At 73.2% G+C, this 18,061-nt stretch carries 15 protein-coding genes; 9 read left to right on the top strand and 6 right to left on the bottom strand.

The window, feature by feature from the left end; translation table 11 throughout:
• The first annotated feature begins 47 nt into the window (after positions 1-47).
• The 3 genes from ACFQLX_RS09900 to ACFQLX_RS09890 all read left to right on the top strand — a co-directional run bounded on the left by ACFQLX_RS09900 (position 48) and on the right by ACFQLX_RS09890 (position 6,195).
• Positions 48-1,352, top strand: coding sequence for an SGNH/GDSL hydrolase family protein (locus ACFQLX_RS09900; protein WP_386413833.1), 1,305 nt, complete (start codon positions 48-50; stop codon positions 1,350-1,352).
• Between the two features lie 274 nt (positions 1,353-1,626).
• Complete coding sequence (gene helR, locus ACFQLX_RS09895) at positions 1,627-3,864, top strand: RNA polymerase recycling motor ATPase HelR (protein WP_386413832.1); 2,238 nt, start codon at positions 1,627-1,629, stop codon at positions 3,862-3,864.
• Positions 3,865-4,008: 144 nt separating this feature from the next.
• Complete coding sequence (locus tag ACFQLX_RS09890; protein ID WP_386413831.1) at positions 4,009-6,195, top strand: transglycosylase domain-containing protein; 2,187 nt, start codon at positions 4,009-4,011, stop codon at positions 6,193-6,195.
• A gap of 99 nt (positions 6,196-6,294) precedes the next feature.
• Here ACFQLX_RS09890 and ACFQLX_RS09885 read toward each other — a convergent pair whose 3' ends face one another.
• Complete coding sequence (locus ACFQLX_RS09885; protein ID WP_386413935.1) at positions 6,295-7,338, bottom strand: glycoside hydrolase family 6 protein; 1,044 nt, start codon at positions 7,336-7,338, stop codon at positions 6,295-6,297.
• A 307-nt stretch (positions 7,339-7,645) separates the two neighbouring features.
• Between ACFQLX_RS09885 and ACFQLX_RS09880 the strand changes: the two genes are divergently transcribed.
• Positions 7,646-8,026, top strand: coding sequence for an STAS domain-containing protein (locus ACFQLX_RS09880; RefSeq protein WP_386413830.1), 381 nt, complete (start codon positions 7,646-7,648; stop codon positions 8,024-8,026).
• Here the strand turns inward: ACFQLX_RS09880 and ACFQLX_RS09875 are convergent.
• Both ACFQLX_RS09875 and ACFQLX_RS09870 read right to left on the bottom strand, forming a co-directional pair.
• Positions 8,010-8,651 (bottom strand): class F sortase, encoded by a 642-nt coding sequence (locus tag ACFQLX_RS09875; RefSeq protein WP_386413829.1) that lies wholly within the window; start codon positions 8,649-8,651, stop codon positions 8,010-8,012. The genes ACFQLX_RS09880 and ACFQLX_RS09875 overlap by 17 nt on opposite strands.
• Complete coding sequence (locus ACFQLX_RS09870; RefSeq protein WP_386413828.1) at positions 8,648-9,259, bottom strand: hypothetical protein; 612 nt, start codon at positions 9,257-9,259, stop codon at positions 8,648-8,650. The genes ACFQLX_RS09875 and ACFQLX_RS09870 overlap by 4 nt, the downstream gene beginning before the upstream one ends.
• 240 nt (positions 9,260-9,499) lie before the next feature.
• Here ACFQLX_RS09870 and ACFQLX_RS09865 point away from each other — a divergent pair, with 240 nt between their 5' ends.
• Together ACFQLX_RS09865 and ACFQLX_RS09860 are read left to right on the top strand one after the other, a co-directional pair.
• A complete protein-coding gene (locus ACFQLX_RS09865) occupies positions 9,500-10,279 on the top strand; it encodes an HAD-IIA family hydrolase (protein ID WP_386413827.1) in 780 nt (259 codons plus the stop codon).
• Between the two features lie 349 nt (positions 10,280-10,628).
• Positions 10,629-11,723, top strand: coding sequence for a Gfo/Idh/MocA family oxidoreductase (locus tag ACFQLX_RS09860; RefSeq protein WP_386413826.1), 1,095 nt, complete (start codon positions 10,629-10,631; stop codon positions 11,721-11,723).
• A gap of 39 nt (positions 11,724-11,762) precedes the next feature.
• On the opposite strand, the gene ACFQLX_RS09855 is transcribed toward ACFQLX_RS09860, so the two are convergent.
• Positions 11,763-12,398, bottom strand: a complete 636-nt coding sequence (locus ACFQLX_RS09855) for a nucleoside/nucleotide kinase family protein (RefSeq protein WP_386413825.1) — start codon at positions 12,396-12,398, stop codon at positions 11,763-11,765.
• Between the two features lie 288 nt (positions 12,399-12,686).
• Between ACFQLX_RS09855 and ACFQLX_RS09850 the strand changes: the two genes are divergently transcribed.
• Together ACFQLX_RS09850 and glxA are read left to right on the top strand one after the other, a co-directional pair.
• Positions 12,687-14,585: a glycosyltransferase family 2 protein gene (locus ACFQLX_RS09850; protein WP_386413823.1), complete on the top strand. Its 1,899-nt coding sequence runs from the start codon at positions 12,687-12,689 to the stop codon at positions 14,583-14,585.
• Entirely contained in the window at positions 14,576-16,516 is a 1,941-nt protein-coding gene (gene glxA, locus ACFQLX_RS09845; protein WP_386413822.1) for a radical copper oxidase GlxA, read from the top strand. Before ACFQLX_RS09850 ends, glxA begins: the two co-directional genes overlap by 10 nt.
• A gap of 111 nt (positions 16,517-16,627) precedes the next feature.
• Here the strand turns inward: glxA and ACFQLX_RS09840 are convergent, their stop codons facing one another.
• A complete protein-coding gene (locus tag ACFQLX_RS09840; RefSeq protein WP_386413933.1) occupies positions 16,628-16,930 on the bottom strand; it encodes a GroES family chaperonin in 303 nt (100 codons plus the stop codon).
• 146 nt (positions 16,931-17,076) lie between these two features.
• On the bottom strand, positions 17,077-17,409 hold the full coding sequence (locus tag ACFQLX_RS09835) for a DUF3618 domain-containing protein (RefSeq protein WP_386413820.1): 333 nt from the start codon (positions 17,407-17,409) through the stop codon (positions 17,077-17,079).
• Between the two features lie 128 nt (positions 17,410-17,537).
• Here ACFQLX_RS09835 and bcp point away from each other — a divergent pair, with 128 nt between their 5' ends.
• On the top strand, positions 17,538-18,011 hold the full coding sequence (gene bcp, locus ACFQLX_RS09830) for a thioredoxin-dependent thiol peroxidase (protein ID WP_386413819.1): 474 nt from the start codon (positions 17,538-17,540) through the stop codon (positions 18,009-18,011).
• Positions 18,012-18,061: the final 50 nt, after the last annotated feature.

Below are 18,061 nucleotides of genomic sequence, written 5' to 3'. Positions count from 1 at the left end.
CCAGTCGTTTAACACGGCGCAAACCCATCACCAGGAGAATCGAGCACGTGACGAGAAGAGCGGGATACGCCGTGCTCGCGCTCTGCGCCGCCCTGCTGCTCACGGCCTGCGCCGCGGTGTACGGGCTGGCCGACCGCGGCGAGAGCCCGCGCGCCCTGCCCCCGGCCCCCCGCGAACCGCTGGCCCGCGCCATAACCGGCGCCTGGACCGGCACCTGGGCCACCGCCCCCGTCACCGGCGAGCCCGGCACGGCGCACGGCCTGCCGGGGCAGTCCCTGCGCAACGTGGTGCACACCTCCGTCGGCGGCACCCGCGTACGCATCCAGCTCTCCAACCTCTTCGGCACCTCCCCCCTGACCGTCACGCACGCCTCCGTGGCCGTGGCGCTGCCCGGCGGCGGCGCGAGCGCGGTGCCCGGGACCATGCGCCGGCTCACCTTCGCCCGGCTCGGCCAGGTCACGGTCCCCGCCGGGCAGGCGGTCGTCAGCGACGCCGCGCCCCTGGCCGTACCGGCCGACGCGGACCTCCTCGTCACGACCTACTCGCCGCTGTCCGCGGGCCCCGTCACCTACCACCCGCAGGCCCGCCAGACCAGCTACGCGGCGCACGGCCAGCACACCGCCGCCGAGGACGGCGCCGCGTACACCCGGCAGGTCACGCACTGGCGCCACCTCACCGCGGTCGATGTCTGGAGCACCGGCGCCCAGGGCGCCGTCGCCGTGATCGGCGACTCCCTCACCGACGGCTCCAGCTCCACCCCGGACGCCAACCACCGCTGGACGGACTTCCTCGCCCGCCGCCTGCGCACCGAGCCCGGCGCCCCCCGCTACGGCGTGCTCAACCTGGGCATCAGCGGCAACCGCCTGCTCCGCGACGGCGGCACCTCCCCGGCCTCCGGCGAGCGCGCCCCGGCCCGCTTCGAGCGCGACGTCCTGTCCCGTACGGGCGTCCGGGCGGTCGTGGTGGAGCTGGGCATCAACGACATCCTCAAGACCCCGCACGAGACGAGCCCGGGCCGCATCACCGCAGCCCTGCGGCAGCTCACGCAGGCGGCGCACGCCCGCGGTCTGCGCGTCACCGGCGCCACGCTGATGCCCTTCGCCGGCCATCCGCGCTGGTCGCCGGCGCTGGAGCGGGTACGCACCCAGGTCAACCGGCAAATCCGGGCGGGCGGCGTCTTCGACGCGGTCGTCGACTTCGACGCGATGGTGCGCGACCCCCACCACCCGGAGCGGCTGCGCACGGCGTACGACTGCGGCGACCACCTGCACCTGACGGACGAGGGCTACGAGGCGATGGCCCGGCTGATCGACCCGGCGCAGCTGCGGGGGACCACGCAGGCTGCGTTGTAAGGGCTGTAAGGGCTGTAAGGGCAAGGGGTACGGCGCGCCCGGAAGGGCCGGCGCCCGGAGCGGGAGGATCGGGCGAGGGGGACCCACACTCCCCGCCACTCCTAACGTATAGCGCACAGGGGGCCTTGCGGCAAGGCCCCCTTTCTGCTGCACAATCACCGCCTGACCTCGGCAGCCGCCGACAACCGGCCGCAGCACCCAGCCGCAGCACCCAGCCGCGGCACCCATCCGCAGCGCCCATTCGCAGCACCCATCCGAAACCGGAGCTGATGCCTTGACCCCCGCCTCCCCCCTCGCCGCCCCCGCCGCCCCGACCGCGGGCGCCTTCGACCTCCCCGCCCGCTCGCCCAAGGCCGACCCCGCGCTGACCGCCGCCGACGAGCGCCACTTCGCCGCCCTCGCGCGCACGCTGGAGGAGACGATCGCGGAGGTCTCCGCCCGCCTGGAGGACGCACTGCGGGCACCCGGCGGCGCGGGCCGGGAGGCCATGGACCGCGACCGGGAGGTCCACCGGCTGAGCGCCCGCCTGCGTACCCTGCGCCGCTTCGGCCTCGACCTGTGCCTCGGCCGCATCGTCGCGGCAGAAGGCCCTGACAGCCCCGACGGCCCCGACAGCGCAGAGCCCCTCTACATCGGCCGCCTCGGCCTCACCGACAGCGCGGGCCGCCGGCTGCTGACCGACTGGCGCTCGCCCGCCGCCGAGCCGTTCTTCGCGGCCACCCACGCCCGCCCGATGGGCCTGGCGAGCCGCCGCCGCTACCGCTGGACCGGCGGCCGCATCAGCGACTACTGGGACGAGGTGTTCACCTCCGAGGGCCTGGCGGGGCACGCCGCGCTCGACGACCAGTCGGCCTTCGTCGCGAGCCTCGCCACCCACCGCTCGGCCCGGATGCGCGACGTGCTGGGCACCATCCAGGCCGACCAGGACGCCATCATCCGCGCGGGCTCGCGCGGGGCGCTGGTCGTAGACGGCGGCCCCGGCACGGGCAAGACCGTCGTGGCCCTGCACCGTACGGCCCATCTGCTCTACGCCGACCCGCGCCTGGGCGGCAGCGGACGCGAGCGCAGCCGGGGCGGCGTGCTCTTCGTCGGCCCCCACCAGCCCTACCTGTCGTACGTCGAGGACGTGCTGCCCAGCCTGGGCGAGGAGGGCGTCCAGACCTGCACCCTGCGCGACCTGCTCCCCGAGGGCGCCGCGGCGCCGGTCGAGAGCGACCCGCAGACCGCCCGGCTGAAGTCCTCCGCGGGCATGGTGAAGGCGGTCGAGAAGGCTGTCGGGATCTACGAGGAGCCGCCCACCGAGGGCATGACGGTCGAGACGCACTGGTCCAACGTGCCGCTGCGGGCCGCGGACTGGGCCGAGGCCTTCGCGGCGGTCGAGCCGGGCACCCCGCACAACGAGGCGCGCGAGCAGATCTGGGAGGAACTGGTCGCGATCCTGTGGGAGCGCCACGGCGACGAGGGGGAGGAGGACCTCACGCCCGAGCTGTTCGGCAGGTCGCTGCGGCGCAACCGGGAGCTGGTGGGCACCCTGGAGCGCGCCTGGCCGATGCTGGACGCGGGCGAGCTGGTCGGCGACCTGTGGACGGTCCCCGCCTACCTGCGGCTGTGCGCCCCCTGGCTCGACGCCGAGGAGGTACGCAGGCTGCGGCGCGCCGAACCCCAGGCGTGGACGGTGTCCGACCTGCCGATCCTGGACGCGGCCCGCCGGCGCCTGGGCGACGCGCAGGCGTCCGTGCGCCGCCGGCGCCACCGGGCCGCCGTCGCCGCCGAGCGCGCCCGGATGGCCGAGGTCATCGACCACATGGTCGCGGCCGACGCCGACGGCGAGGGCGCGGTGACGATGCTGCGCGGCCAGGACCTGCAGGGCGCCCTCGTCGACGAGGACGCGCTGCCCACCGCCGACCGCGACCTGCTCGCCGGTCCGTTCGCGCACATCGTCGTGGACGAGGCGCAGGAACTGACCGACGCCGAATGGCAGATGCTGCTCCAGCGCTGCCCCTCGCGGAGCTTCACCATCGTCGGGGACCGCGCCCAGGCCCGCCACGGCTTCACCGAACCGTGGCGCGAGCGCCTGCGGCGGGCGGGTTTCGACCGGATCGAACTGGCCTCCCTGAGCGTCAACTACCGCACCCCGGAAGAGGTGATGGCGCAGGCCGAGCCGGTCATCCGCGCCGCGCTGCCCGACGCCAACGTGCCCGTCTCCATCCGCGCCGGCGGCATCCCGGTCGCGTACGGGGCGGTCGCCGAGCGCGACGCGGTCCTGGACGCCTGGCTCGCCGAGCACCCGGAGGGCACCGCCTGCGTCATCGGCGCCGGCCCCACCGGGGAGGACGCCCGCCCGACGGCCTCCCGGGTGCGCTTCCTGACCCCGCAGCTGGCCAAGGGCCTGGAGTTCGACCTCGTCGTCCTCGTCGAGCCGGACTCCTTCGGCGAGGGCGTCGCGGGCGCGGTCGACCGCTACGTCGCGATGACCAGGGCGACGCAGCGGCTCGTGATCCTGGCGGGCTGACACCCCCTTTTTTTCCGGAGGTGGTACGGGAGGGCCGTCCGGGCGGCCCTCCCGCGAAGGGGTGCCGCCGGGCGCGCCCTGCGCGGTAAAACCGACCCTCGATGTCACAGTGGCGCATATCGGACTTATCGGATGTGAAGCCAAATGACTCAGACCGAGACGCCCCTGATCACCGAGGAAACCCCGCAGAGCGCCGACGGCGCGCCTGCCGACGGGGCTCCCGAGGCAGCCGCCGACGGGAGCCCCCCCGCCGGCCGCCGCAGGCGCCGCCTGCGGCTGCTGCCCGGCTGGCGCCCCACCGTGGGCACCTCGCTGATCGCCCTCGCCCTGGGCTCCGGCGCCTTCGCCGTCGGGTACATGTCCGTCGACATGCCCCAGCCCAACCGCGCCGCCGTCGCCCAGAGCAACCTCTTCCTCTACGCCGACGGCACCCCGCTGGCCCGCGACGGCGAGATCGACCGCGAGAGCGTCGGCATCGAGCGCGTCCCCGAGGCCGTACGACTGGCCGTGCTCGCCGCCGAGGACCGCAACTTCTACACCGACTCCGCGGTCAACCCCCTGGCCATGGTGCGCGCCGGCTGGAACACCGCCTCCGGCAAGGGCACCCAGTCCGGCTCGACGATCACCCAGCAGTACGTGAAGAACTACTACCTCGACCAGGGGCAGACGATCTCCCGCAAGCTCAAGGAGTTCTTCATCGCGATCAAGCTGGACCGCGAGGTCACCAAGGACGACATCCTTGAGGGCTACCTCAACACCAGCTACTTCGGCCGCAACGCCTACGGCGTCCAGGCCGCCGCGAAGGCGTACTTCGACAAGGACGTCACCGAGCTGAACGTCTCCGAGGGCGCCTACCTCGCGGCCCTCCTCAACGCCCCGCACACCCTGGACGTCACCCTCAACCCGCAGAACCGCCATGCCGCGGTGGGCCGTTGGAACTACGTGCTGGACGGGATGGAGAAGAAGCGCTGGCTGACCGCCGAGCAGCGCGCCGCCTTGCGCTTCCCCCAGCCCCAGCAGGCCCGCCCCCGCGAGAGCCTCTCCGGCCAGCGCGGCTACCTGGTCGAGGCGATCAAGTCGTACCTCACCGAGCACCGCATCATCGACGAGCAGACCCTCGCCGCCGGCGGCTTCCGGATCACCACCACGATCCAGCCCGCGCGCCAGCAGGCGTTCGTCGAGGCGGTGGACGACCGGCTGATGTCGCGCCTCAGTGACGACAACCCCGTCGACCGCTTCGTACGGGCGGGCGGCGCGTCCGTCGACGTGCGCACCGGCGAGGTGGTGGCGATGTACGGCGGGCGCGACTACGTCCAGCAGTTCGTCAACAACGCCACCCGCCGCGACTACCAGGTCGGCTCCACCTTCAAGCCCTTCGTCTTCACCGCCGCCGTCCAGCACGACGCCCGCACCGTCAAGGGCGCGCCGATCACCCCGCGCACGGTCTACGACGGGAAGAGCAGGCGCCAGGTGGTCGCCAAGGGCGGCAGGAAGGTCGGCTACGCGCCGGAGAACCAGGACGACGAGGACTACGGCCGCCTCAGCGTCGCCGCCGCCACCGACGAGTCCGTCAACTCGGTCTACGCGCAGATGGCGCAGGACGTCGGCCCGCGCCGGGTCTTCGACACGGCGGTGAACCTGGGACTGCCCCCCACCACCCCGGAGATGCTGCCGCATCCGGCCATCGCGCTGGGCTCGGCGACCGCGAGCGTGCTGGACATGGCGCAGGCGTACGCCACCCTCGCCAACCACGGCCGCCGCCCCGCGCTGACCATGGTCGAGAAGATGACCAAGAACGGCCACGACTACCGCCTCCCCGTCGCCGCGGACGTCCAGGCCGTCAGCCGGGTCGCCGCCGACGCCACCACCGCGATCCTGGAGAGCGTGGTGGACAACGGCTCGGGCGGGGCGGCCCAGGAGGCGGGCCACCCGGCGGCCGGGAAGACCGGCACCGGCGAGCACAACCGCTCGGCCCTCTTCGCCGGCTACACCACCCGACTGGCCACCGTGGTGGCCGTGATGGGCCAGGACTCGCAGACCGGCGAGCAGAAGTCGCTGCACGGGGCACTGGGCGAGGACCGCATCTCCGGCAGCGGGGTGCCGGCGCAGATCTGGGCCGACTACACCGCGCGGGCGCTGGGGGACGCGGAGCCCGAGGAGTTCGACCTGCGGGCCGGCGCCAAGGGCCGCCTCCCCGCACCCCCGCCGCCCCCCGCCCCGCCGGCTCCGATCGCCCCGCCCCCGGTGCCAGCGGCCCCCGCCGTCCCGCAGCCCGCGCCCGCCGCCCCGCAGCCCGGCGCGGTCCTGCCCGGCGCGGCCCCGCCGGCGTAGTCGCCGGGCCGCCGCCCGCACAGACCAGGACCCCCGCTCCCTCCTTGCCGGAGAGCGGGGGTCCTTCCCGTCCGCGTACGGGCTGTACGGGCGCCCGCCTCAGCCCGCGTTCCCGGCCAGCTGCAGGGCGTACTGCGGCCACCAGCGGCCGGCCTGCGGGCCGCCCTTGCAGGTGCCGTCCGACTCGCCGGGGCGCTTGATCCACAGATAGGCGTCGACCAGTTCCTCGCCCGTCTCCACCGTCGGCGCCTCACCCAGCGCCCGGCCCGGCGGATTGCACCAGGTCTCGTCGTCCCCGCCGTCCCCGCTTCCCCGCCACGGCCCGTTGCCGTTCCTGCTGGTGTCGATGACGAAGTGCGGACTGCCGCCCAGCAGACCGGAAAGCCGGATCCCGTATTCCCTGCTGGCGGCTGTCGTATAGAAATTCGAGACATTCACTGAAAAGCCGTCGGCCTGCTCGATCCCGGCCCGGCGCAATCCCGCCACCAGCGCCCCCGGATCCGGCCCGAAACCCGGGTTCCCGGCGTCCAGATAAACCTTCGTCCGGGGGAGTTCCTTCAGCCGCACCACGGCCTCCTTCAAAAGCGCGTACCGCTCCTCGTGGAACTCCGCCGGTGTGCAGCCCTGCTGCAGCAGGTGCGGCAGCGCGTCCGGCTCCACCACCACCGTCGCCGAGCGCTTCCCGATGCCCTCCAGCACCCCGTCCAGCCAGGCGCGGTACGCGTCGCCGTCGGCCGCCCCGCCGCGCGAGTACTGGCCGCAGTCGCGGTGGGGGAGGTTGTAGAGCACCAGCAGCGCCGTCTTGCCCTCCCTGGCCGCCGCCTGGGTGAAGCCCCGTGCCTCGCCGCGGGCGTTGTCCGTGCCCAGCCACTCGGCGGCCGGGCGGTCGGCGATCCGGGCGATGAGCTTGGCCTCGCGCGCCTGCCCGGCCGAGCGGAACGCCCGCTCCTGGCGGGCTGCGCTGCCGTCCGGGTTGACCCAGTACACCCCGGTCGACCGCCGGTGCTTCTGACTCTGCCCCGCCCCCTCGCGCTCCGTGGGGGAGGACTGCGGATCCTCCTGCGAGCAGCCGCCCGCCATCGTGAGGACCATCGCGGCGGACACGGCGGCAAGAGCCGTACGACCGGCGAGAACGCCGTACATCATTCCCCTTCGGACAGGCGGAAAAGGTCTCCCATATGGTGGCACAGCCGCCCTGCCCGCAATGGCCCCGCGAGTGCATCCGGCCCAGTTCCCCGCCACGTCGGAGCGATCCCCGCCACCACCCCGCCCACTCCGCGAGATCGAATCGACTAGCGCACTTCACGGATGCGTGTCAAGCAATTCGGGAAAACACCGCCCGGTGGGGAGAGGGCCGATCTACGCTCGGTGTGGTCGGCCCGGAATCCGTCGACACACAGACCCAGACCGGTCCCAGACCAGTCGCTCCACACCTTCCGGGGTCCGCACCATGACCACATCCGACCCGTTCCCCACCCTGCGCACCCAGGTACACGAGGCGTACACCCTCGTCGTCCTCGGCGGCGAGCTCGACGCCTTCGCCGCCGGCCGCCTGCGCCCCGAGCTGGACACCCTCACCGCCCCCGGCGCCGACGGGCCGCCCGGGCTGGTCCTCGACCTGCGCCGCGTCACCTTCGCCGACTGCGGCGGGCTGTCCCTGCTGGTACGCGCCCGGCGCCGCGCCCGCGGCCGGGGCGGCGACGTCACCCTCGTCTGCGACTCGCCCCGGGTACTGCGGGTGCTGCGACTGACCCGGCTGGACCGGGAGTTCACCGTCCGCGCCGACCGGGCGGGCAGATCCGGTACGGCCCAGCTCAGCGGCTCGCGGTGAGATAGCCCGAGACGACCAGGTTGGCCGTGTAGGACTTCTCCTCCGGCAGGTAGCGCCCCCCGCAGGTGATCAGCCGCACCTCCGCCCGCCCCTTCACATGCGGCCCGTAGACCCGCTCGGCGTCGAAGTGCCTGCGCTCCACCGTCTCCACCCGGTCCACCGTGAACTCCGCCGTCGAGCCGTCCGCCCGCACCACGCGCAGCCGCTGCCCCGGCCGCACCTCCGCCAGGCGGTAGAAGACCGCCGCGCTGCTGCCCGTGTCGAGGTGCCCCACGAAGGTCGCCACCCCCGCCGCCCCCGGCCGCGCCCCGCCCCGGTACCAGCCCACCTCCTGCGGGCTGGCGAACGGCGGCGCCTCCACCGCCCCCGCCCCGTCCAGCCCCCGCTCGATCACCGGCGCCTCCACCCCGGCGCCGGGCACGTACAACGAGACCGGATCGGAGCCCCGCAGCGGCGCGGCCGCCTTGGGCGCGGGGCCCTGGAGCGTACGGACCCGGCTCACCGCGCCCTGTGCGCCGGCCACCGCCGGGCCGTGGGTGCGGCCCCACAGCCACAGGCAGGCCAGCAGCACCGCCCACACCAGGACCTTGGTACGCCGCCCCGACCAGCCCACCCCCGCGCTCACACCCCGCCACGCCCGCCGCGGCGCCGCACCAGCACCCGCCGGCCGGCGAATCCCACCAGGGTCGCGGCCCCGGCACCGAGGGCGAACTCATCGGCGTACCCGACTGCTTGACCTCGGACAGCGGCCAGCGCGCCGACCTCCCGCTCCGCTGGGCTCGCGGCCCGCTCGGCCTTCGGGGCGGTGCCGCCACCGCCGGCGTGCACCGGCCGCCAGGGCCGCGGCTGCCACTGGCCCGGCTGGGGCTGGGGCGGCGGAGGCTGGCCGGGGGAGACGGTGAAGCGGCCCTTGAGCTGCGTACCGTCGTCGCAGCGCACCCGCACGTCGTACGGGCGCGGCTGGGCGCTGGAGCTGACCCGCGTCTGCCCCCACAGGGCGTAGCCGTCGGGGGAGGGGGAGAGCTGCGCCTCGGTGACGAACGCCTCTGAGCGGGCGGTGGCCCAGTCGCCCTTGCAGCCGGAGGTGCGGATCTCCACCTCCGTCCCCGGCCGCGCCTGCGCCGGGGAGACGATCACCTCCCCCTGCGCGTAGGCGTTGCCCCCGCACGAGGCGCACGCCGCGACGACGGCCGCCGCACAGGCGGTGATCAGGGATATCCGGGCCCGGCGCATACGACCTCCGAAGGAAAGCTCGTCCCTCCCAGCCTGAACGCACCCCCGCCCACCGCATCCCCCCCGCCGCCCCCCTGCTCCGAACGGGGCCCGTCTCACCCGTACGGAGGACACCCGGCGCCGCCCCTTCTCTGACAGGCCAACTCAGAACAGGCCCCCGCGCCCCCGCACCCCCGGTGGTCCGCGCATAGCATGGGCGCGTTCCACGACCGCAGTCCCGTACGGCAGGAGTCCGCCCAGATGACAGAGCGCAAGCCCATCGAGTCCTGGCTCACCGACATGGACGGCGTGCTGGTGAGCGAGGGCGTGCCCGTGCCCGGCGCGGACACCTTCATCAGGAAGCTCCGCGAGTCCGGACGGCCGTTCCTCGTCCTCACCAACAACTCCATGTACACCGCCCGCGACCTGCACGCCCGCCTCAACCGCATCGGCCTGGACGTACCGGTGGAGAACATCTGGACCTCGGCGCTGGCCACCGCGAAGTTCCTCCAGAACCAGCACCCCAACGGCACCGCCTACGTCATCGGCGAGGCCGGCCTGACCACCGCCCTGCACGACGCCGGCTACGTGATGACCGACACCGACCCCGACTTCGTCATCCTGGGCGAGACGCGGACCTACTCCTTCGAGGCGCTGACCAAGGCCATCCGCCTGATCAACAACGGCGCCCGCTTCATCGCCACCAACCCCGACAACACCGGCCCCTCCCCGGAGGGCGTCCTGCCCGCCACCGGCTCGGTCGCGGCGCTCATCACCAAGGCGACCGGCAAGGAGCCCTACTTCGTGGGCAAGCCCAACCCGCTGATGATGCGCACCGGGCTGAACGTGATCGGCGCGCACTCGGAGAGCAGCGCGATGATCGGCGACCGGATGGACACCGACGTACTGGCCGGACTGGAGGCGGGAATGGAGACCTTCCTCGTCCTCACCGGACTCACGGAGAAGGAGGACCTCGACCGCTACCCCTACCGGCCGACGAAGGTCGTGGACTCCATCGCCGACCTGGTGGACCTGGTCTGACCCGGAGCCGCCTGAGCCGCACAAGGCCGACCGCAAGCGGCGGCCCCCGCGTCCGGGGGGAGTGGACACGGGAGCCGCGGCTATCTGGTGGCGGGAACGGCTGGACGGCGCCCACACAGACACCGAGAACCCACCGGAGCGCACCGCCGCCGAGGAGGAAGACGCCGGCGGCGCATGGTCGAGACCCTGGCATGCCCGAGCCCCCCGCGGCACGCGACACGACCCGTCGTCGGCCGACCGCAGCAGCGATTCCGCCCGTTCGGCGCAATAGGCGGCTTGTCCGACGGACCCGCCGCCACCCGCGCTCCTCCGGTTTGCACTCGGGCGTCGGCATTGCTTAAGTGCGCCCATGAACGGCACCCCCGCACCCCCTCCCCTGCGCGTCGGCATCATCGGCTACGGACTGGCCGGCTCGGTCTTCCACGCCCCCCTCATCGCCGCCACCCCCGGCCTCGTCCTCGACACCGTCGTGACCGCCAACCCCGAACGCCGGCAGCAGGCCCGGGAGCGCTACGACGGCGTCCGCGTCCTCGACACCCCCGAGGAACTCCTCGCCCGCGCCGAGGAGTTGGACCTGGTGGTCATCGCCTCCCCCAACCGCACCCACGTCCCCCTCGCCACCGCCGCCCTCAAGGCCGGACTGCCCGTCGTCGTCGACAAGCCCCTCGCCGCCACCGCCGCCGAGGCCGAGGCACTGCGCGAACTCGCCGACGAGCGCGGACTGATGCTCTCCGTCTTCCACAACCGCCGCTGGGACAACGACTTCCTCACCCTCAAGCGCCTCATCGACGACGGCGCCCTCGGCGACGTCCAGCGCTTCGAGTCCCGCTTCGAACGCTGGCGCCCCCAACTCAAGGGCGGCTGGCGGGAGTCCGGCGACCCGGCCGAGGTCGGCGGCCTCCTCTACGACCTCGGCAGCCACCTGGTCGACCAGGCCCTCACCCTCTTCGGCCCCGTCGTGCGCGTCTACGCCGAGGCCGACGTCCGCCGCCCCGGCGCCCAGACCGACGACGACGCCTTCCTCGCCCTCACCCACGCCTCCGGCGTCCGCTCCCACCTGTGGGCCAGCGCCACCACCGCCCAACTCGGCCCCCGCCTGCGGGCCCTGGGCAGCCGCGCCGGATACGTCACGTACGGACTCGACCCCCAGGAGGCCGCCCTGCGCGAGGGCGCCGTCCCGGGCACCCCCGGCGAGGACTGGGGCGTCGAACCCGAAAGCGCCTGGGGACGCCTGGGCGCCGGCGAGTCCGTACTCACCGGCGGCGGCGAGCCCGTACCGACCCTCCCCGGCGACTACCCCGCCTACTACGCCGCCGTCGCCGACGCCCTGCGCACCGGCGCCCAGCCGCCCGTCACCGCCCGGCAGGCCGCCGAGACACTGCGCGTCCTGGAGGCGGCACGCCTCTCCGCCGCCGAGGGCCGAACGGTCGAACTGACCCCGTAGGACAGGATCCGGGCGGGGAGGGCGCCCGGCCCACCCCGCTCAGACCGCCAGCCGCACCACCCGGTCGCAGCGCCCCCGGGTGGCCGCCACCAACTCCGCGTTGGGCGCGTCGTTGCTGTCGATCCACTCCCGCGACGCCCCCGGCCCGCGCCCGAAACCCGTGTGCCGCTCCATCAGGCGCACGTCCCGCAGCGCGCCGGCCGCCTCCACGTACCAGACCTCCGCCATCAGCGCCCGCGCCGCCCGCCAGGCCGGCAGGTCCACCGCCAGGTAGTTGCCCTCCGTGACGACCAACCGCGCGGACGGCGCGACCAGATGGCGCGCCGCCACCGGCTCGTCCAGCACGCGGTCGAAGTCCGGCACGTAGACCTCCTCACGCGGGCACTCCACCAGCCGCCGCAGCAGCGCGGCATAGCCCCAGGCGTCGAAACTCGGCTCGGAGCCCTTGCGACCGCGCAGCCCCAGCCGCTCCAACTGGGCGTTGGAGAGGTGGAAGCCGTCCAGCGGCACGTACGCGGCCCGCTCGCCCAGCACCCCCGCCAGCCCCGCCGCCAGCGTCGACTTCCCCGCCGCCGGAGGCCCCGCCAGCCCCAGCACCACCCGCCCCGCCGGGGGCGCCCCGGCCCCGGCCACCAGCCCCCACGCGTCCTCGGCCAGCCGCTCCACACTCGTCATGGGCGGCACCCTACGTCCGCACCCACCCCCGCCCGCGTCAACCTCCCGCATGTGCACGCGAGTTCGGATCATCCGCCGTCCCGGTGGATAGGTGGCGTTCTACACACAAAGACATGGACGGTAAGCGGAAAGTAACCACGACGCGTCGCGCAAGCCCCGCCCACCCGCGCACGGAAGCACACCCGCGCCCGGCAGCGGCCCCGCAAGCGGCACGCCCGCCCTGGCAAACCGGGCCCCAGGCCCGCCGAACGACCAAGCGCGCCCTGAAGCGCGGGGGGACACGACACGATGGCCGCGACGCCGACCGACGCCCGAACCACCCACGACACCGCGGCCCCCACACCCGCGACCCTCCCCCTCCCCGCCCCGCGCAACGGCCGCGACCCCGCCTACGGCACCCCCGCCACAACCGCCCCACCCCCCACGCCGCCCCCCGCCCCCGTCCCCGACACCGACAGCACGGACGCCGCCCCCGGCCCGTACGACTACGAGCACTACAGCCGCCTCGCCGGCCCCCTCACCCAACCCCCCGCCGACCGCCCCTACCGCGTCCGCTACCGCAGCCTCCTCGCCGGCGAACCCCACCGCCTGCGCGCCGCCCTGCTCCTCGCCACCGCCCCCCTCCTCTCCCTCGGCCTCCTCGCCTGGCTCCTCCAGCCCCAGCACTGGACCCGCCGCGACGGCGCCGCCTCCCCCCTCCTGCTCAAACTCGACCTGGTCATGCTCGCCGCCATCGCCCTCATCGAGCTCTTCCGCACCATCAACGTCCTCTCCAACGCCCACGCCACCCTCGTCGCCCGCGACCCCGTCCCCGTCATCCCCGAACCGGGCACCCGCGTCGCCTTCATCACCACCTACGTCCCCGGCAAGGAACCCCTCGACATGGTCACCCGCACCCTTGAGGCCGCCGTCGACATCCGCCACCGCGGACTCCTGCACGTCTGGCTCCTCGACGAAGGCGACGACCCCGACGTCAAACGCGTCTGCCGGCGCCTGGGCGTACGCCACTTCACCCGCAAGGACATCCCCGAGTGGAACCGCCCCACCGGCCCCCACCGCGCCAGGACCAAGCACGGCAACTACAACGCCTGGCTCCAGGCCCACGGCGGCGACTACGACTTCTTCGCCTCCGTCGACACCGACCACATCCCCCTGCCCAACTACCTGGAGCGGATGCTCGGCTACTTCCGCGACCCCGACATCGGCTTCGTCATCGGCCCCCAGGTCTACGGCAACTACGACACCTTCGTCACCAAGGCCGCCGAAAGCCAGCAGTTCCTCTTCCACGCCCTCATCCAGCGCGCCGGAAACGCCTACGGCGCCCCCATGTTCGTCGGCACCTCCAACGCCGTACGCATCACCGCCCTCCAGCAGATCGGCGGCCTCTACGACTCCATCACCGAGGACATGGCCACCGGCCTGGAGATGCACCGCGCCCGCAACCCCGAAACCGGCCGCAAGTGGCGCTCCGTCTACACCCCCGACGTCCTCGCCGTCGGCGAGGGCCCCACCTCCTGGACCGACTTCTTCACCCAGCAACTGCGCTGGTCACGCGGCACCTACGAGACCCTCCTCAAGCAGTTCTGGAAAGCCCCCCTCACCCTCCCCCCGGGCCGCCTCCTCAACTACACCCTCATGATCGCCTTCTACCCCATGTCCGCCCTCAACTGGATCCTCGCCGCCCTCAGTTGCGCCCTCTTCCTCGGCCTGGGCGCCTCCGGCGTCGCCATCGACCCCGTCATCTGGCTCATGCTCTACGGCAACGCCACCGCCCTCCAGGTCGGCCTCTACCTCTGGAACCGCCGCCACAACGTCTCCCCCCACGAACCGGAGGGCTCCGGCGGCCTCGCAGGCATGCTCATGTCCGCCCTCTCCGCCCCCATCTACGCCCGCTCACTCCTCGACGCCGTCCTACGACGCAAGAGCGGATTCGTCGTCACCCCCAAAGGCGACTCCTCCAGCCCCGACACCCTCTTCGGCACCTTCCGCGTCCACCTCTTCTTCATCGCCGTCTTCGCCACCTCCCTCGCCGGCTCCTTCGCCCTCGGCCACGACCACCCCGCCATGCTCACCTGGGCCGCCCTCGCCCTCGCCGTCACCAGCACCCCCCTCGTCGTCTGGCGCTGGACCGTCCACCGCGAACGCCGCACCCGCACCCGTACGGACAAGGAGCCGACATGCGCCTGACCCTCACCCACCGCACCCGCCGCTACACCGTCGGCGCCGTCACCCTCGCCGCCGTCACCGCCTTCAACGGCCCCGCCTTCTACCGCTACGGCGGCGAGGAATACCACGACTGGCACATCAACCGCCCCACCTACAAAGCCGCCAACGGCCACTGGCGCACCGTCGACGTCCCCGAACGCCACCGCATCAACACCATCCACGCCGCCCTCCTGCACACCGGCAAGGTCCTCCTCATCGCCGGCTCCGGCAACGACGCCCGCCAGTTCGACGCCCGCACCTTCCGCAGCGTCCTGTGGGACCCGGCCAAGAACACCTTCCGCGACGTCCCCACCCCCGCCGACCTCTTCTGCTCCGGCCACACCCAACTCGCCGACGGCCGCCTCCTCGTCGCCGGCGGCACCCAGCGCTACGAGAAACTCGGCGGCGACGTCAAAAAAGCCGGCGGCCTCATGGTCGTCCACAACGAGAACCCCGACAAACCCCTCACCCTCCCCGCCGGCACCCGCTTCACCGGCCGCGACAACCACAAGACCTTCGAATCCAAAGACCCCCTCCTCGTCCCCCGCGCCACCAAGACCACCAACCGCAAAACCCGCACGACCACCGTCAAGGCCGCTACCGCCCGCGTCTACGTCGAAGCCCTCCAGCGGGGCCGCCGCCACCAGACCGGCACCGAGGACAACTACCGCATCAACGCCCTCCCCACCGCCGACCGCCGCAACGTCTACGGCATCGCCCAGAAGCTCTCCTTCGACAAGAAGGACTTCCAAGGCATCAAGAACACCTACGAGTTCGACCCCGTCGCCGAGCGCTACCTCCCCGTCGACGACATGAACGAAGCCCGCTGGTACCCCACCCTCACCACCCTCCACGACGGCCGCGTCCTGTCCGTCTCCGGCCTCGACGAGATCGGCCAGGTCGTCCCCGGCAAGAACGAGGTCTACGACCCCGCCACGAAGAAGTGGACCTACCTCACAAAAGAACGCTTCTTCCCCACCTACCCTGCCCTCTTCCTCACCGGCCGCGACCAGGTCTTCTACACCGGCTCCAACGCCGGCTACGGACCCGCCGACCAGGGCCGCGCCCCCGGCCTGTGGAACCTGCGCACAGGCGCCTTCACCCCCGTACCCGGCATCAGCGACCCCGACGTACTGGAAACCTCCATGTCCGTCCAGCTGCCGCCCGCCCAGTCGCAGCGCTACATGGTCCTCGGCGGCGGCGGAGTCGGCGAGAACAGCACCGCCACCGCACGCCGCCGCCTCGTCGACCTCAACGACCCCGAGCCCCGCTTCCGCAACGGCCCCGACCTCTACGCCGCCGCCCGCTACCCCTCCAGCGTCATCCTCCCCGACGACACCGTCCTCACCACCAACGGCTCCGGCGACTACCGCGGCCGCGGCGCCAGCGACATCCTCCGCGCCGAGCTCTACGACCCCGCCACCGACACCGCCCGCCGCGTCGCCGACCCCCTCGTCGGCCGCAACTACCACTCCGGCGCCCTGCTCCTCCCCGACGGCCGCGTCATGACCTTCGGCTCCGACTCCCTCTTCGCCGACCGGGCCAACACCCAACCCGGCGCCTTCCAGCAGCAGATCGACCTCTACACCCCGCCCTACCTGCACACCGGCACCCCCCGCCCCCGCCTGCGCGACACCGCACCGCGCACCCTGGCGCCAGGGGGGAGCACCGCCTACCGCACCACCGCCGACGTCCGCACCGCCCGCCTCATCCGCCCCGGCTCCTTCACCCACGTCACCAACGTCGAACAACGCTCCATCGCCCTGACCGTGCGCCGCACCCCCGACGGCATCAGGGTCACCGTCCCCGCAGACCCCGCACTCGTCCCACCCGGCTGGTACATGCTCACGGTCACCGACGGCAAAGGAGTGCCCTCCGAGGCCGTCTGGGTGAAGGTACGGGCCCAGGACTGAGCCCCGGCGTTCCGGTACCGGCCCCGGAAACACGAACGGCCCGCGCGAAGAGCGCGAGCCGCCGTCAAGAAAAACCGAAAACACCCGGGCCGCAGAGACCCGGGCCCCAGATCAGAGATACAACCCCGTGGCGTCCGCCGACCCCTCCAGCCGCTCCGCCGCCACCGCGTGCAGATCCCGCTCCCGCAGCAGCACGTACGCCACCCCGCGCACCTCCACCTCGCCCCGGTCCTCCGGATCGAAGAGCACCCGGTCGCCGACCTCCACCGCACGCACACTCTGCCCCACGGCCACCACACCCGCCCAGGACAGCCGCTTGCCGACCTGCGCCGTCGCGGGAATCACGATGCCACCGGACGAGCGACGCTCGCCCTCCCCGGCATCGGCACGGACCAGCACCCGGTCGTGCAGCATCCGGATGGGCAGCTTGTCGGCGGAGTCGTTCACCCTACGACCGTACCTTCGCCCGCACCCGGCGCGCTCCCAGGGGGCGGACAGCGGGAGAACCCGGAGCGGGGAGGGCCGCCGAGCGGGGGAGCCCCGGAGCGGCCGACAGCAGCTCAGCCCCGCCGACGACCCTTGCGCGGCCGCCGCGAACCCACCGCCAGCAGCCCGATCACACCCAGCGCCACCGCCGCCACCGGCACGATCCGCTCCAACCGGGGCGAGCCGTCCTTGCCCACTAGCTGCGAACGAACCCCCGACGTCACCGAGTGCGCCGCCTCGAAGAACCGCCCGGCCGCCTCGTCCACCGCACTGCGCGCCCGCGCCCGCACATCACCCGCGATCGCCTGCGGGCTCACCCGCATCGCGAGCTCGTCGAGCGTCAGGGACAGCGCCTGCCGCCGACGGACGATGTCCGCCTCGATCTGCGCAGGGGTTCTGTTCGACACCGAGCTGCCTCCGCTCTCCGCCCTCGCCCCGGGCCTCTGGCGGCCCGTCAGGCTTGTCCGATGGGCACAGTCTGTCAGCCGCTAGGCTCGCCTGCGATACCGACCCACGCAAGAGGAGCCCTGCACCGATGAGCGAGCGTCTCAAGCCCGGCGACACCGCACCCGCCTTCACCCTGCCCGACGCCGACGGCAACGAGGTCTCCCTCGCCGACCACCGCGGCCGCAAGACCGTCGTCTACTTCTACCCCGCCGCCCTCACCCCCGGCTGCACCAAGCAGGCCTGCGACTTCACCGACAACCTCGACCTCCTCGCCACCGCCGGCTACGACGTCATCGGCGTCTCCCCGGACAAGCCGGAGAAGCTCGCGAAGTTCCGCGAGAAGGAGTCCCTGAAGGTCACCCTGGTCGGCGACCCCTCCAAGCAGGTCCTGGAGGAGTACGGCGCCTTCGGCGAGAAGAAGCTGTACGGCAAGACGGTCACCGGCGTCATCCGCTCCACGATCGTCGTCGACGAGACCGGCACGGTGGAACACGCCTGGTACAACGTCCGCGCCACGGGCCACGTGGCAAAACTCCTGAAGGACCTGGGCGTCGAGGGCTGAACGCGCCACCATCCGCCACCCCGCTCCGGAGAGTCACGGGCCCGCCTGCC

Source organism: Streptomyces polyrhachis (assembly GCF_042663125.1).
In the GTDB taxonomy this organism is placed as follows: Bacteria; Actinomycetota; Actinomycetes; order Streptomycetales; family Streptomycetaceae; genus Streptomyces; species Streptomyces polyrhachii.
The sequence above is the reverse complement of the archived record's forward strand: the minus strand, read 5'-3'. Positions and strand labels throughout refer to the sequence as shown.

What these genes read in the sequence shown, in the direction of transcription:
- ACFQLX_RS09890 (WP_386413831.1), top strand. Translation starts at nt 4,009, where the DNA reads ATGACTCAGACCGAGACGCCCCTGATCACCGAGGAAACCCCGCAGAGC.
- ACFQLX_RS09885 (WP_386413935.1), bottom strand. Translation starts at nt 7,338, where the DNA reads ATGTACGGCGTTCTCGCCGGTCGTACGGCTCTTGCCGCCGTGTCCGCC.
- ACFQLX_RS09880 (WP_386413830.1), top strand. Translation starts at nt 7,646, where the DNA reads ATGACCACATCCGACCCGTTCCCCACCCTGCGCACCCAGGTACACGAG.
- ACFQLX_RS09870 (WP_386413828.1), bottom strand. Translation starts at nt 9,259, where the DNA reads ATGCGCCGGGCCCGGATATCCCTGATCACCGCCTGTGCGGCGGCCGTC.
- ACFQLX_RS09865 (WP_386413827.1), top strand. Translation starts at nt 9,500, where the DNA reads ATGACAGAGCGCAAGCCCATCGAGTCCTGGCTCACCGACATGGACGGC.
- ACFQLX_RS09860 (WP_386413826.1), top strand. Translation starts at nt 10,629, where the DNA reads ATGAACGGCACCCCCGCACCCCCTCCCCTGCGCGTCGGCATCATCGGC.
- ACFQLX_RS09855 (WP_386413825.1), bottom strand. Translation starts at nt 12,398, where the DNA reads ATGACGAGTGTGGAGCGGCTGGCCGAGGACGCGTGGGGGCTGGTGGCC.
- ACFQLX_RS09850 (WP_386413823.1), top strand. Translation starts at nt 12,687, where the DNA reads ATGGCCGCGACGCCGACCGACGCCCGAACCACCCACGACACCGCGGCC.
- glxA (WP_386413822.1), top strand. Translation starts at nt 14,576, where the DNA reads ATGCGCCTGACCCTCACCCACCGCACCCGCCGCTACACCGTCGGCGCC.
- ACFQLX_RS09840 (WP_386413933.1), bottom strand. Translation starts at nt 16,930, where the DNA reads ATGCTGCACGACCGGGTGCTGGTCCGTGCCGATGCCGGGGAGGGCGAG.
- bcp (WP_386413819.1), top strand. Translation starts at nt 17,538, where the DNA reads ATGAGCGAGCGTCTCAAGCCCGGCGACACCGCACCCGCCTTCACCCTG.